The following is a 13673-nucleotide window of genomic DNA, read 5'->3' on the forward strand; positions in this document are numbered from 1 at the left end:
GTGCCGCTTCGTTCGGTACGTGCTAAGGTTAAAACGGAGAAGTGCGTTGGATGATCCAGCACCTGAATTTCTCGAGCGCGATCTCCAGCTGGTCCTGCACCGTGTCGCGCGATGGCTGTTTCTGATACCCGTTCCAGGCGGTGCCCACGTACTGGACACCCAAAGCGATTCGTGTCAAAGCGCGTGACCTTACGCCAGGGATGCGCGCATCGAGGTGGCGCGCGCCGCCTGCTCGGTAGTGCCGCCGCGGATGACTTCATCGAGCAGCTCGCGCGCCCCTTCCTTGTCGCCGATTTCCTGGTAGGCGATGGCCAGGTCGAGCTTCGTCTCCATCTCCATGTGGGCGGCGGACAGCGCGGCCGTATCGGCCGGCGCGGACGGCGCCGCCGGTGCGGCGAATTCCGGCTCGGACAGCGTCTGCACTTCCGGCAGCGGCAGGGCACCGTCGGCCGGCAGGTCGAGGTCGAAGCCGCCCATGTCGAATTGCGCTTCCGCGCGCTCCGGCACGACGCGATCCGGCTCGGCGAACATGGCGTCGGCCGGCGCCGGCGTGGCCGGGATGTCGAACATGTGCTCGTCCAGCGCGGCTACCGGGATCGAGGCCGGGCTTTCCGCGCGCGGCGTCTCGGCCACGTCGAAATCCATGGCGTCGAGGTCGAACAGCGGATCACGCTCCGCGGCCGCGGCGTGCGGTTCCGGCTCGGCCGGCAGGCTGGCCTGCAGTTCCGTCGGCAGGTCGGGCAGGTCGAATTCGCGCGCCAGGTTGGCCATCTCGATCTCGGCGGCGGCAGCGGTCGCGGCGGCCGGGGCCAGCAAGTCGTCTTCCGTGTGCGCTTCCAGTTGCGGCACCGAGATTCGCGGCCGGGGCCGCGAAGTCCATGTCGAACGAGAAGTCGAGCGGGTCGTGCTCCGCCTTGTCCAGGGCGACGGCCGCTTCGGCAGGTTCGGTCGGCAGCGCCGGCGCGGCCGGCGCGGCGGTCGGCTGGTCGAATGCGCTCATGTCGAATTCGAGGTCGGGCACGTCGCCCACGTCGCCCACGTCGGCCAGCGGCTGCGCGGCCTGCGGCGCGGGCGCCGTCTCGACCGGCTCGAACGCGAGGCCGCCCAGGTCGAAGTCGAGCGTGTGGTCGTCTTCCACCGGCGCCGGTTCGGTCGACGGTGCGTTGGTCACGGGGGCCGGTGCCGGCTGGGCCGTCGCCATCGCGTCGGCGAAGTGCTGGCTGAAATCCATCGGCGCATCGAGCGGCGCGGCGAACGGATCGTCCACATGGGCGGCGCCATGCGTCTCCGCGACCTGCGCATCGGTCACCGGCGCCGCGGTGGGCGCGCCGAAGACATCGTCCAGTTCCTTCGGCCAATGCCTGCTGGCCCAGTTCCTCGGTGCTGGGCGCCGGGCCCGCGGGCGTGGCGCTGTGGGCATACAGCGGGTTGAGCGGGTCGATGGACAGGCCCAGCGCGGCGGCCTGCGCCCATTCGTCGCCCTGGCCGCGCGTCATGCCGTACAACTCGGCGGCCTGCGTCTCGAACGCGCGCTGGTCCTTGCGGGCGGCGTAGATCTCGAGCAGCTTGAGGCGCACCGGATAGCGCTCCGGATCGTGCGCAGGGCTTCCTTGAGGATCTCCTCGGCCTGGGCATCGCGGCCGTAGGCGATGTAGACGTCGGCTTCCGCGACCGGATCGACTTCGTTCGTGTCGAGCTGGCTGGCGGACGGCGCGAAGCTCGAATTGAAGACGCTGTTGTTCGTGTCGACGCTCTGCCCGCCCGTCTCGGCGAACATCGAGTGCGCCGGCTCGGCCGGCACGCCCAGGATCGACGGTTCGGCCACCGGCTTGACGACCTTCTGCTTGCGGCGCTGGGAGACGAGCAGGCCGCCCAGCAGCAGCGCGATCGCGCCGCCGCCGACCAGCGGCAGGTTGTTCATGATGAAGTCCATCAGGCCCGGCTCCGGCGGGGCGGCGGGCTTGGCCGGTTTGATGGCCGGCAGCTTCTTCGGCACGGTCGCAGTCGCAGCCGGCGCCGGCGTTTTCGCCAGCGTCGCCGATGACTGCGCGGGCGCGGGCGCGGGCGCGGCCGACGCGTTCTTCTCGGCTTCGGCGCCCGTCTTGCTCTTGACCGTGGCCAGCTTCTCGAGGTCGTTCACATTGCGTTCGAGCTCGCGCACGCGCTGCTGCGCATCCGCCAGGGCCTTTTCCTTGGCGATGCGGTCCTCGGCGCTCATCGTCGCGCCCTTGCCGGCCGGCGTGTCCGGCGCGGCCTTGGACAGGCGCAGCTTGTCCTGCGATGCGTTGGCGGCGGTCGGGCGTTCCTCGACCTTGGCCGTGATCTTGCCGGCCGCGCTCTGCCCCGCCTCCGGGCTCCTGGCGGGCTCGGATGCGCCGACCTGGCCCGCCAGCTTGTTGCGGTAGGCGTTGAAGTCGGCCGCATGGGCGACGACGACGCCATGCGCCTCGGTGTCGTCCGTGGCGCGCACGGCGTCGGCCGACGGCACGGCCAGGATGCGGCCCGACTTGAGGCGGTTCATGTTGTTGCCGATGAAGGCATCGGGATTGGCGCGGTACAGCGCGACGAGCATCATGTCGAGCGACACGTCGACCGGCTTGAGCTGGCTGGCGATGCGGCCCAGGCTGTCGCCCGGCCTGACGCGGTACTTCGACGGCGCGGCCGCGGCCTGGGTGCCCTCGCCTTCCGTGGCCGGGCGCGCGCGGTTGCGCTGGGCGGCGGCGGTCGCGCCGCGGTCCGTCTCGACGGGGCGTGCCTGCGCGGGCGCGGGTGCCGCCGCCTGCGGGCGCGGGGCCGGCGCGGCGCGCGTCTCGCTGGGGGCCACCTGGGCCGACTGCGTCGCGCGCAGCTCGGCCGGGTCGAGCAGGAACGTGTATTCGCGCACGAGGCGGCCGTTATTCCACGACAGTTCCAGCAGCATGTCGACGAACGGCTCGTTCAGCGGCTGCGTGGAGCTGACGCGGATGAACTGGCGGCCGCCGCGCTGCTCGACGTTGAAGCGCAGCGACAGCAGGGCCGGATTGAAATCGATGTTGGCCGCCTTGAACGCGTCCGGCGACGCCAGCTTGGCCGCGAGGCCCGACGCCTCGTCCCCGGACACTGCCGTCAATTCGATTTCGGCGCGCAGCGGCTGGCCGAGCGCGGACAACACCGGCGAGCTTGCCGAGACCGGCAGCATGCGCCGCGGACGTCAGGACCAGCGCACTTGCGACCGCCGCGGTGAGCTTCTTCAACGCGGACGACTTCAGCGGGAGGCGGTGAGTGACATGCATAGATTCGAAAGCGGAGTGGGTTGACGGGGGCGCGCGACCTTGCCCGGAGGTCTCAGCAACATATCATCATGCACTGTGGCATGCAAGTTCTGCAGGGAGAAACATTCAGCGAGTCTGAGTTATGTAGACGGTATATTCAAAGTTATGATGTTTTTTGGATGATTCGGTGTCAATTCATCACGAAACCCGTCGTCGGTCGTTCCCGCGCAGGCGGGAACCCAGGTCGTGCATGCTGGCCGCTCGACATTGGGGCCCCGCCTGCGCGGGGGCGACGCGATCGAAATAAAAAGCGAATAAAAAAGGCGGCCCTGCGGCCGCCCTCTCTCGCGCCCGCAGGCGACAGACTACATCGCTTGCTACCAGGACGATGCGCAGCATGCGGCGCAGCGGTTCGGCGGCGCCCCACAGCAGCTGGTCGCCGACGGTGAACGCGGAGATGTATTCCGGGCCCATCGACATCTTGCGCACGCGGCCGACCGGGATCGTCAGGCTGCCCGTGACGGCGGCCGGGGTCAGGTCGCGCACCGACGCTTCGCGCGTGTTCGGCACGAACTTCACCCACTGGTTGTCGTTCGCGATGATGTCGTTGATCTCGTCCAGCGGCACGTCCTTCTTGAGCTTGATGGTCAGCGCCTGCGAGTGGCAGCGCATCGCGCCGATGCGGACGCACAGGCCGTCGACCGGAATGACGTTGCCGCCGGCACCGTTGCGGCCCAGGATCTTGTTGGTCTCGGCGCCGCCCTTCCACTCTTCCTTCGACTGGCCGTTGCCCAGGTCCTTGTCGATCCACGGGATCAGGTTGCCGGCCAGCGGCACGCCGAACTGCTTGGTTTCCTCGGCCGACAGGCCGTGCTGGGTGGCCAGCACGCCGCGGTCGATTTCCAGGATGGCCGACGCCGGATTGTCCAGCAGCGGCTTGACGGCCGCGTTGATGGTGCCGAATTGCGTCAGCAGTTCGCGCATGTGCTGGGCGCCGCCGCCCGATGCGGCCTGGTAGGTCATCGACGTCATCCAGTCGACCAGGTCGTGCTTGAACAGGCCGCCCAGGCCCATCAGCATGCACGACACGGTGCAGTTACCGCCGATGAAGTTCTTGACGTCGCGGCTCAATGCGGACTTGATGACGTCGGCGTTGACCGGGTCGAGCACGATCACGGCGTCGTCGCTCATGCGCAGGGTCGACGCGGCGTCGATCCAGTAGCCGTTCCAGCCGGCCGCGCGCAGTTTCGGGAACACTTCGGTCGTGTAGTCGCCGCCCTGGCACGAGATGATGATCTCGCATTTGGACAGTTCGGCGATGTCGGTCGCGCTTTTCAGCCTGGTCTCGTTTTTCGCCATCTTCGGGGCGTCGCCGCCCGGATTCGACGTCGTGAAGAACACCGGCTCGATATGGGCGAAATCGCCCTCGTCCTGCATGCGCTGCATGAGGACCGAACCGACCATGCCGCGCCAACCAACCAGACCTTACTAATTTCATGATATCCCTCGTTTGAAAATGACTCCGCCCCGTTCGGCGTATTCCTTGGTTCACCCATTTGGTGGGCACGGGGTGCCCACCCTACGGTTGAATTAACCCAACGCGTTGACGACCGCGTCGCCCATCTGTTCCGTACCGACGCGCGTCGTGCCTTCTTCGAAGATGTCCGCCGTGCGCAGGCCCTGGGCCAGCACCTTCTTGACGGCGTTGTCGATGCGGTCGGCCTGCTCGGGCTTGCCCAGCGTGAAGCGCAGCATCATCGCGGCGGACAGGATCGTCGCCAGCGGATTCGCGATGCCCTTGCCCGCGATGTCCGGCGCCGAACCGTGCGACGGTTCGTACAGGCCCTTGTTGTTGACGTCCAGCGACGCCGACGGCAGCATGCCGATCGAACCGGTCAGCATCGCCGCTTCGTCCGACAGGATGTCGCCGAACATGTTGCCGGTGACGAGCACGTCGAATTTCTTCGGCGCGCGCACGAGCTGCATCGCGGCGTTGTCGATGTACATGTGTTCGAGCTCGACGTCCTGGTATTCCTTGTGCACGTCGGTGACGATGTCGCGCCAGAACTGGAACGTTTCCAGCACGTTGGCCTTGTCGATGCTCGTCAGGCGGCGGTTGCGCTTGCGCGCGGCCTGGAACGCGACGTGGGCGATGCGGCGGATCTCGCCTTCCGCGTAGCGCATCGTGTCGAAGCCTTCGCGCTGGCCGGCGAACGGACCGTCCGGGCATTCGCGCACGCCGCGCGGCTTGCCGAAATAGACGTCGCCCGTCAGCTCGCGGATGATCAGGATGTCGAGGCCCGACACCACTTCCGGCTTCAGGGTCGAGGCGCCGGCCAGTTCCGGATACAGGATCGCGGGGCGCAGGTTGGCGAACAGGCCCAGTTCCTTGCGCAGGCCGAGGATGGCCTGTTCCGGACGCAGCGCGCGCTCCAGCGAGTCGTACTTGAAGTCGCCGACGGCGCCCAGCAGCACGGCGTCGGCGGCTTTCGCCAGCGCCAGCGTACCTTGCGGCAGCGGATGGCCGTGCGCCGCATAGCCGGCGCCGCCGACTTCCGCGCTCTCCAGTTCGAACGATTCGCCCAGGGCCTTCAGGACCTTGACGGCTTGCGCGGTGATTTCGGGACCGATGCCGTCGCCCGGCAGGATTGCAATCTTCATGTTCTTGTTCTCAGTTCAGATGGTGTTGGCGAGCCAGGGCTGCGCTGCTAGGCGCCGCTCTTCGTAGGCGCGGATGTCGTCGGCGTGGCGCAGGGTGAGGCCGATGTCGTCCAGGCCGTTCAGCAGGCAGTACTTGCGGAAGTCGTCGATCGGGAATTCGAACGCAAGGCGGCCGTCGGGCGTGCCCACGGTCTGCATCTCGAGGTCGACGACCAGCTTGTAGCCGGGGAAGGCCTTGGACTTCGTTGATCAACTGGTCGACCTGGGCTTCGCCGAGGACGATCGGCAGCAGACCGCCCTTGAAGCAGTTGTTGAAGAAGATGTCGGCGAAGCTCGGCGCGATGACGGCGCGGAAGCCGTACTGCTGCAGGGCCCACGGCGCGTGCTCGCGCGACGAGCCGCAGCCGAAGTTCTTGCGGGTCAGCAGGATCGACGCGCCGGCGTAGCGCGGCTGGTTCAGCACGAAGTCCGGATTGACCGGGCGCTTCGAATTGTCCATGCCCGGCTCGCCGTGGTCGAGATAGCGCCACTCGTCGAACAGGTTGGGGCCGAAACCGGTGCGGCGGATCGACTTGAGGAACTGCTTCGGAATGATGGCGTCGGTGTCGACGTTGGCCCGGTCCAGCGGGACCGCCAGTCCTTCGTGTACGTTGAATTTATCCATGATCGACCCGATTATTTCCCGCCGGCGCCCGTGATGACCTGGCCAACCTTCTGCACGTCCTTGCCGACGCCGGAGATGGTGTTGCAGCCGGTGACGGCGAGTGCGATGAGTGCGAGAGCAAAAATTTTCTTCATTGATTTCTCGTAGGGTGCACCCCGTGCCCACCAAAGTATCCGATTACGTGAACGCATGGTGGGCACGGGTGCCCACCCTACATCATCTCAGAGCGCGCGGACATCGACGAAATGCCCGGCGATACGCAGCCGCCGCGGCCATCGCCGGGCGCACCAGGTGCGTGCGTCCACCCTGCGCCCTGGCGGCCTTCGAAATTGCGGTTCGAGGTCGACGCGCAGCGCTCGCCCGGGATACAGGCGGTCGTCGTTCATCGCCATGGCACATCGAGCAGCCCGGCTCGCGCCATTCGAAGCCGGCGTCCAGGAAGATGCGGTCCAGGCCTTCGCGTTCGGCCTGGGCCTTCACCAGTCCGGAACCCGGCACCACCATCGCCAGCTTGACGCCCGGCGCGCGCCGGCGCCCGCGCACGACGTCGGCCGCGGCGCGCAGGTCCTCGATACGCGAGTTGGTGCAGGAGCCGATGAAGACCTTGTCGATCCGGATGTCGGCCATGCGCGGTGTTCGGCTCCAGGTCCCATGTAGACGCAGCGCCTTGAGCATGCGCGTCGCGCTTGACCGGCGTCCTTTTCCAGCGTCCGGGTCGGGCATGCGGCCGTCGACCGTCGTCACCATTTCCGGCGACGTGCCCCAGGTCACCTGCGGGCGCGATGGCGCCGGCGTCGATCGCACGACCTCGGCGTCGAACTCGGCATCCGCGTCCGAGTGCAGGGTGCGCCAGTACGTCCAGCGCCTGGTTCCACAGGGTGCCCGTCGGGCGCGAGCGGACGGCCGCGCGACGTACGCCTCGGTCACGGCGTCGAACGCCACCATGCCGGCGCGCGCGCCAGCTTCGATCGCCATGTTACAGACGGTCATGCGTCCTTCCATCGACAGCGCGCGGATCGTCGAGCCGCCGAATTCGATGGCGTAGCCGGTGCCGCCGGCCGTGCCGATCTTTCCGATCACGGCCAGCACGATGTCCTTCGCGGTCACGCCCGGCCGGCAGTTCGCCGTCGACGCTGCACCAGCATCGCTTTCGATTTTTTCGCCAGCAGCGTCTGCGTGGCCAGCACGTGCTCGACTTCCGAGGTGCCGATGCCGTGCGCCAGCGCGCCAAACGCGCCGTGGGTCGACGTGTGCGAGTCGCCGCAGACGACGGTCATGCCCGGCAGCGTGGCGCCCTGCTCCGGGCCGATCACGTGCACGATGCCCTGGCGCTTGTCGTTCATGTTGAAGTACGTGAGGCCGAAGGACTTGGCGTTGCTGTCGAGCGTTTCGACCTGCAGGCGCGACGTTGCATCTAGAATGCCGTGCGAGCGGTCGGTAGTAGGCACGTTGTGGTCGGCTACGGCAAGATTGGCCGAAGTGCGCCATAGCGGGCGGCCGGCTTCGCGCAGGCCTTCGAACGCCTGCGGGCTGGTGACTTCGTGGACCAGGTGACGGTCGATATACAGCACGGTGGTGCCATCCGCATCGGCACGCACGACATGCGAATCCCAAAGTTTGTCGTAGAGCGTTTTTAACATAATGAGTTGCGAAGTCCAGAGAAACGACCGCTTCATGCGGGCATGGTCTTTGATTATGCCATATTTGTGCAATGCGGAAGCAAGGGCCTTTTCAGCACGATTATTCCAATGAACTCATCCATATAAAAATTTTGTTCGGATGTGTTTTCAGAAGCGCAAATAAAAAAAGCCTGCGCATTTCCTGCGCAGGCTTTTCGTAGCTTTGTAGCAAAAATGTTGTAAGCCGCCCGCGGCGTGGTTTATGCGGCCAGCCTCACCGTCGACCGGCAACCGTCCATGAGGAACGACAGGCCGACGACCAGCACCAGCGACCCTTCGGCCGAACGCGCCGTGCCGGTGATGCCTTCGACGGTCAGCGCCGTCATCGGCTTGATCACCAGGTCGGCCGTGCCATCGACGGCTTCCACCGCGATGATGTACGGCTGCGGGGCGTTGATGACGATGCCCACGCGCTCCACGCACGCTTCGTAGCCGAGCGACAGCGCCAGCGACCGCACCGGCAGCGGACGGCCCTGGTCCTTCAGCACCGGGGCGCCGCCGACCTGCATGAAGGTCTCCGGCAGCTCGACGACGCGCTCGACGACGGCCATCGGCAGGGCCAACTGCGCGCCCGACGTCGACACCAGCATGGTCGGCACGATCGACAGTTCGATCGGCAGGCGGATCGAGAATTTCGTGCCCGTGCCCAGATTCGAGTCGATGCGGATCGCGCCGCGGTTCTTCTCGACGGCCGTCTTGACCACGTCCATGCCCACGCCGCGGCCCGAGACCGACGACGCCACTTCCTTGGTCGAGAAGCCCGGCAGGAACACGAGCTGGTACGCTTCGTCGTCGCTGGTGGCCTGGTTGTCGCTGATCAGGCCCTTTTCCATCGCCTTCTTGCGCAGCTTGGCCGGGTCCATGCCGCGCCCGTCGTCCTGCAGCACGATCATGACGCTGTTCGCTTCCTGCCAGGCTTTCAGCAGGATGAACGCCTTGGCCGGCTTGCCGTTGGCCACGCGGTCGTCCGGACCCTCGACGCCGTGGTCGAGCGCGTTGCGCAGCATGTGCACGAGCGGGTCGTACAGGCTGTCCACGACGACGCGATCGACTTCCGTCTCGGCGCCTTCGATGGTCAGCTCGACATCCTTGCCCAGGTCCTTCGCGAGCTCGCGCACGAGGCGCGGGAATTTCTGGAACAGGCGGCCGACCGGCTGCATGCGGGTCGCCAGCGTGGCGCGCTGCAGCTCGGCCGAGTAGCGCGACGCGCGTTCCAGCGTCTCGGTCAGGGTCGCCATCAGCGTGGCGGCCTGGCCCTCGAACTTGAACTGCGACAGGCGCTCGAGCAGCACGGCGGCCTGGTTCGCGGCCTGCACGGACTCGCCGGCCACTTCCAGCAGCGCGTCCAGCTTGACCGCGTCGATACGGATGCTCTCGTCCTTGGCCGGGCCGGTGCTGGCCGGCTTGGCCTCGTTGCGTGCGCTCGACGCTGTCCCAGCCCGGCTTGCCCGGTGCGGCGGCGTCGGCCGGCGCCGTGGCAGGCGCGGCCTGCACCGGCGCGACGGCGGGCGCCGCTGCCTCGACGGCTGCGGGCGCCGCGGCGACCGGCGCCGCGCTCGGCGTATAAGTGCCCGCCGGGACGACCGCCATGAACATCGCTTCCCAGTCGAGACCATCGGCAACCGCCACAACAGCCGGCGCGGCAGCAGGTGCCGCTGCCGGCGCCGCGAACAGGTGCCGGCGCGGCCGGAGCCGGCGCGGGCGCGGCCTTGGGCGCGGGCGCGGCGTCGTTGCCGGCGATGGCCTCCTTGAGCATGCGCTCCAGGTCCGGCGGCATCGACGGCAGCTGGTCCGGCGTGGCGCCGTTGTTCAGGTCACCCCAGCTGGTCGGCCACTGAATCCGGACGCCTGCAGCGACGCTTCGATCGCGGCCGGCGTGACGGGGGCCGCGCCGGTGCGCAGCGCGTCGAAGAGGTTTTCCGTCAGGTGGCACGCCGCGACGAGCGCCGGCAGCCCCATGAAACCCGCGCCACCCTTGATGGTGCGCAACGAGCGGGAACACCGCGTTCAGCGTTTCCTTGTTATTGGGATCGCGTTTCGAGGTGCAGCAGATGCTCTTCGACATTCGCTGCAAGATCCATCGCCTCGACGACGAAATCCTTGAGCATTTCATCCATTAGAATCCCAGATCGGCAAGTAGATCATCGACACTGTCCTGGTCGAGCGCCGCGGACGGCACCGACGGACCCTGCATCAGCGGCTCCGGCTTCGGCTGTTCCTGCGCGGCCTGCTTCTGCGCCAGCTTTTCCTTGACGTCCGGCGGCGCACTGTCCTTGAGCAGCTGGGTCAGCTCGTTCTCGACCGTCTTGGTGATGACCACGACTTTCTTGATCAGCTGGCCGGTGATGTCCTGGAAGTCCTGGGCCATCATGATCTCGAGCAGGCGTGCCTTCTCGGCTTCGGTCGCTTCCGAGACCCGCTGGGCGAATTGCTTCGAGTCGCCGGCCAGGGCCTTGAACTGCTCGATCGAGAGCTTGCCCGCGAACAGGTCGTCCCAGCGGTTTTCCATGTCCTTGGCCTGCTTGGACAGCACGTCCTGGGCCGGCATGCCGTCGTCCAGGGTGTTCAGCACCTTGTTGGCGGCCTGTTCGGTCAGGGTGGCTACGTATTCCAGGCGGTCCTGCGCGTCCATGATCTGGGACGACGCTTCGGTCAGCGCCTTGTCGTAGCCCAGCTCGCGCAGCGAGTCGTGCAGCAGGCGCACGATGCCGCCCAGGCGCTCGTACATGCCTTTTTCGTGTTCTTCTCCGGCCGCCTCGGCCGGTGCGGCGGCCGCGACCGGCGCGGCCGGCGCAGGCACGACGGCCGGGGCCGGGGCGCTCGTGGCCGCGACCTGGTCGAACAGCGCCTCCAGGTCGTCGGTGTCGTCGCTGGCGGCGGGTGCGGGTGCTGGCGCGGGAGTCGGAGCGGCTGCAGGTGCGCTGGCACGCTGCGCTGCCACTTCCTCGAATAGTGCGTCGAAATCGTCAGCGGCGTCGGTCATAGTCCCTGCTTCTCCATAATTTAAATGTCGCAATCATCTTTGCTGTGTGCGGTACGGCTGCCGTCATTACGCTGACGGTACGAATTTCCGACGAGTGTATCAGTGTGGTTGCCGTAGGTAAATCTTCGGAAATGCCCACGCAACGGAATCATGGGTAATCTTGGTCTGACGACAATCTTTTACACCGGTTTCTGGATAATTTCGCAAAGTATCTGTTGTATTTTTTTATCGCGGGGTAATTTGTGACATCCGGTATTTGCCTGCGGACAGCCGAGCACATCACTGAGCAAGATCAATCATTTACGTTCTGCCAAGAGGTCAAACGCGAACTACAATGAGAGCGTAGCGTGACGCGAGGGAGGACTCACCATGTACCAGAAAATTCTGATCACCACCGACGGCTCCACGGTATCGCAGCACACCGCCTGCGCCGGCGTCAGAATTCGCCCAGCAGATGGGAGCCGAAGTGCTGGCCCTGTTCGTCGCGCCCGAGTACCAGTACCCGGTGTATGTCGAGATCGTTCCACCCGCCTACCCCAGCGAGGAGGAATACTTCGAGCAGATGCAGCGGCTGGGCCAGGAGTACATGGGCTCGATCGTGCGCTCGGCGGAAGGCTGCAGCCTCAAGCATGCCTGCATGACGGCGTTTTCCGATGCGCCGGCGCTCAAGATCGTCGGACGTGGCGGAACAGCAACACTGCGACCTGATTTTCATGGGCTCGCACGGCCGCAGCGGCTGGGGGCAATTACTGCTAGGTAGTGTGACCAACAAGGTGCTGTCGCATACCAGCAAGCCCGTGCTGGTGCACCGCCTGATCCGCGAACCCGGCACCTGAGCGACCGACTTCGGGTTGCGTCGCTGTCATCGGACAGTGGGCATTGTCCAAAAAAAGGCAACGTCAGTGTTGCTGACGTGATATCTTTTTACCTTCTATTTTACAATTGACCCCTTGGGGGACACTTTATGATTCGCATTGTCATCGCCGACGACCACACGATCATGCGCGAAGGTCTCAAGCGTATCCTCGACGGCGCGCTCGACATCGAGATCGTCGGAGAGGCCATCAACGGCTTCGAAGTGCTGTCGCTGGTACGCCAGGGCGGCTTCGACCTGTTGCTGCTCGACCTGTCCATGCCGGGCCGCAGCGGCGTCGACCTGATCCGCCAGGTGCGCAGCGAGGCACCCAAGCTCGCCATCCTGATCCTGACGATGCATGAGGAAGAGCAGTACGCCGTGCGCGCCATCCGCGCCGGAGCCCAGGGCTATCCCACCAAGGAAAGCGCGGGCACGCAGCTCGTCGGCGCGATCCGCAAGGTGGCGTCCGGCCGGCCGTACATCAGCACGGAAGTGGCCGAGCAGCTGGCGCTGAACATCATGGCGCCGAACGAACAGCTGCTGCACAAGCAACTCTCGGATCGCGAATTCGAGCATTTTCCCTGCTCGTGGGCGGCAAATCGATCACCGAGATCGCCAACAACCTGCACCTGTCCGTGAAGACGGTCAGCACCCACAAGACCCGCATCATGCAGAAAATGGGCATGACCTCGCTGTCGGAAATGGTCCAGTATGCGGTCGCGCACCGTCTGCTGGCGCCGATGAAAGCCTGACAGGGCGCCGCCCGAAACAAATTTGACATTCTGACGACACTTTTTGTGCCCTGCTCCATAGATTTTCCTGAACGCGCAGGGCTCACTCCTCACTCGTAGTCCTACCCGCGTTTCATTCGTATTCCCCTCTGAGCGACCGGTCGGCAGTAAGAAAATTCCTACAGTTTGACGCTCCCCTCCTACTACACATTCAGCCGTTGCTGATATTAATGCCGGACTCGTGTTGGCATACTGACTTCAGCGTTTCGACTTGCCTGCGGTCCATACCCGTATCCAGTCAGTCCGCTCTGTGCTCCGACACCGCGCTGGCATCACCGGACCGCAGCTTGCTTCTTTGAAATCCTAAACCTGGAGATGAGTATGCAGTCCCAGCTAACTTCAGAACAACGCAACGCCTCCCCGTCGACCCTGCACTCGTCACAGATGGAAGCCGGACGTCAGCGCCAGGGTCGTCTCTGGTCGAACCTGAAAGAGGTCTGCGACCTGCTTCACATCCCGGCCGCCGTATCGATGAATACGGAGGAACTGTTGTTCCAGCACGTGCAGTTCAAGACCGGGCAACGCGTGCACACGATCGGCCAGGCATTCGACACCTTGTACATCGTCAACTCCGGCTTCCTGAAAACCGTGCTGATCGACGAATTCGGCAACGAACAGGTGCTCAGCTTCCCGATGAAGGGCGACATGCTCGGCGTCGACGGCATCCACACGCGTCACATTACGCGTCGGAAGCCGTCGCCCTGTCCGACTGCGACAGGTGCTGGATCATCCAACTCGAACTCCTCCGTTTTAACCTTAGCAATACGTAAACGGAACCAAGCCACAAC

8 protein-coding genes and 7 pseudogenes are annotated in these 13673 nt (G+C 65.5%); 3 read left to right on the top strand and 12 right to left on the bottom strand.

Going from position 1 to position 13673, the window contains the following annotated elements; translation table 11 throughout:
* Positions 1–64: 64 nt before the first annotated feature.
* The 12 genes and pseudogenes from ACWNCF_RS02115 to ACWNCF_RS02170 all read right to left on the bottom strand — a co-directional run.
* Positions 65–178 (bottom strand): annotated as a pseudogene (locus ACWNCF_RS02115) (tRNA pseudouridine(38-40) synthase TruA); the annotation flags it as partial.
* A gap of 11 nt (positions 179–189) precedes the next feature.
* Positions 190–771: a FimV/HubP family polar landmark protein gene (locus ACWNCF_RS02120; protein ID WP_449405847.1), complete on the bottom strand. Its 582-nt coding sequence runs from the start codon at positions 769–771 to the stop codon at positions 190–192.
* Entirely contained in the window at positions 668–1309 is a 642-nt protein-coding gene (locus tag ACWNCF_RS02125) for a hypothetical protein (protein WP_449405848.1), read from the bottom strand. The genes ACWNCF_RS02120 and ACWNCF_RS02125 overlap by 104 nt, the downstream gene beginning before the upstream one ends.
* A 183-nt stretch (positions 1310–1492) precedes the next feature.
* Positions 1493–3178: a type IV pilus assembly protein FimV gene (locus tag ACWNCF_RS02130; protein ID WP_449405849.1), complete on the bottom strand. Its 1686-nt coding sequence runs from the start codon at positions 3176–3178 to the stop codon at positions 1493–1495.
* Positions 3179–3632: 454 nt separating this feature from the next.
* A pseudogene (gene asd, locus ACWNCF_RS02135) lies at positions 3633–4715 on the bottom strand (aspartate-semialdehyde dehydrogenase); the annotation flags it as partial.
* 126 nt (positions 4716–4841) lie between these two features.
* Positions 4842–5912 carry a 3-isopropylmalate dehydrogenase gene (leuB, locus tag ACWNCF_RS02140; RefSeq protein ID WP_449405850.1) on the bottom strand — a complete coding sequence of 357 codons (1071 nt, stop codon included), beginning with the start codon at positions 5910–5912 and terminating at the stop codon, positions 4842–4844.
* Positions 5913–5927: 15 nt separating this feature from the next.
* Positions 5928–6576 (bottom strand): annotated as a pseudogene (gene leuD / locus ACWNCF_RS02145) (3-isopropylmalate dehydratase small subunit).
* A gap of 11 nt (positions 6577–6587) precedes the next feature.
* Positions 6588–6710, bottom strand: coding sequence for a lipoprotein (locus tag ACWNCF_RS02150; RefSeq protein ID WP_082547895.1), 123 nt, complete (start codon positions 6708–6710; stop codon positions 6588–6590).
* Between the two features lie 82 nt (positions 6711–6792).
* Complete coding sequence (locus ACWNCF_RS02155; protein ID WP_449405851.1) at positions 6793–7683, bottom strand: aconitase family protein; 891 nt, start codon at positions 7681–7683, stop codon at positions 6793–6795.
* The gene (locus ACWNCF_RS02160) at positions 7680–8174 is read right to left on the bottom strand and encodes an aconitase family protein (protein ID WP_449405852.1); all 495 of its coding nucleotides are present in this window, start codon (positions 8172–8174) and stop codon (positions 7680–7682) included. Before ACWNCF_RS02160 ends, ACWNCF_RS02155 begins: the two co-directional genes overlap by 4 nt.
* 281 nt (positions 8175–8455) lie before the next feature.
* Positions 8456–10372: pseudogene (locus ACWNCF_RS02165) on the bottom strand (chemotaxis protein CheA).
* Positions 10372–11238: a protein phosphatase CheZ gene (locus ACWNCF_RS02170; protein ID WP_449405853.1), complete on the bottom strand. Its 867-nt coding sequence runs from the start codon at positions 11236–11238 to the stop codon at positions 10372–10374. Before ACWNCF_RS02170 ends, ACWNCF_RS02165 begins: the two are co-directional and overlap by 1 nt.
* 369 nt (positions 11239–11607) lie before the next feature.
* Here ACWNCF_RS02170 and ACWNCF_RS02175 point away from each other — a divergent pair.
* The 3 pseudogenes from ACWNCF_RS02175 to ACWNCF_RS02185 form a co-directional block, all read left to right on the top strand.
* Positions 11608–12074: pseudogene (locus tag ACWNCF_RS02175) on the top strand (universal stress protein).
* Between the two features lie 128 nt (positions 12075–12202).
* A pseudogene (locus ACWNCF_RS02180) lies at positions 12203–12846 on the top strand (response regulator).
* Positions 12847–13269: 423 nt separating this feature from the next.
* Positions 13270–13601: pseudogene (locus ACWNCF_RS02185) on the top strand (Crp/Fnr family transcriptional regulator); the annotation flags it as partial.
* Between the last annotated feature and the right edge of the window lie 72 nt (positions 13602–13673).

This window comes from Massilia phosphatilytica, from assembly GCF_977014125.1.

Excerpts from the sequence above, each read along its gene's own strand:
- ACWNCF_RS02120 (WP_449405847.1), bottom strand. The coding sequence starts at position 771 with ATGGCCAACCTGGCGCGCGAATTCGACCTGCCCGACCTGCCGACGGAA.
- ACWNCF_RS02130 (WP_449405849.1), bottom strand. The coding sequence starts at position 3,178 with ATGCTGCCGGTCTCGGCAAGCTCGCCGGTGTTGTCCGCGCTCGGCCAG.
- leuB (WP_449405850.1), bottom strand. The coding sequence starts at position 5,912 with ATGAAGATTGCAATCCTGCCGGGCGACGGCATCGGTCCCGAAATCACC.
- ACWNCF_RS02150 (WP_082547895.1), bottom strand. The coding sequence starts at position 6,710 with ATGAAGAAAATTTTTGCTCTCGCACTCATCGCACTCGCCGTCACCGGC.
- ACWNCF_RS02170 (WP_449405853.1), bottom strand. The coding sequence starts at position 11,238 with ATGACCGACGCCGCTGACGATTTCGACGCACTATTCGAGGAAGTGGCA.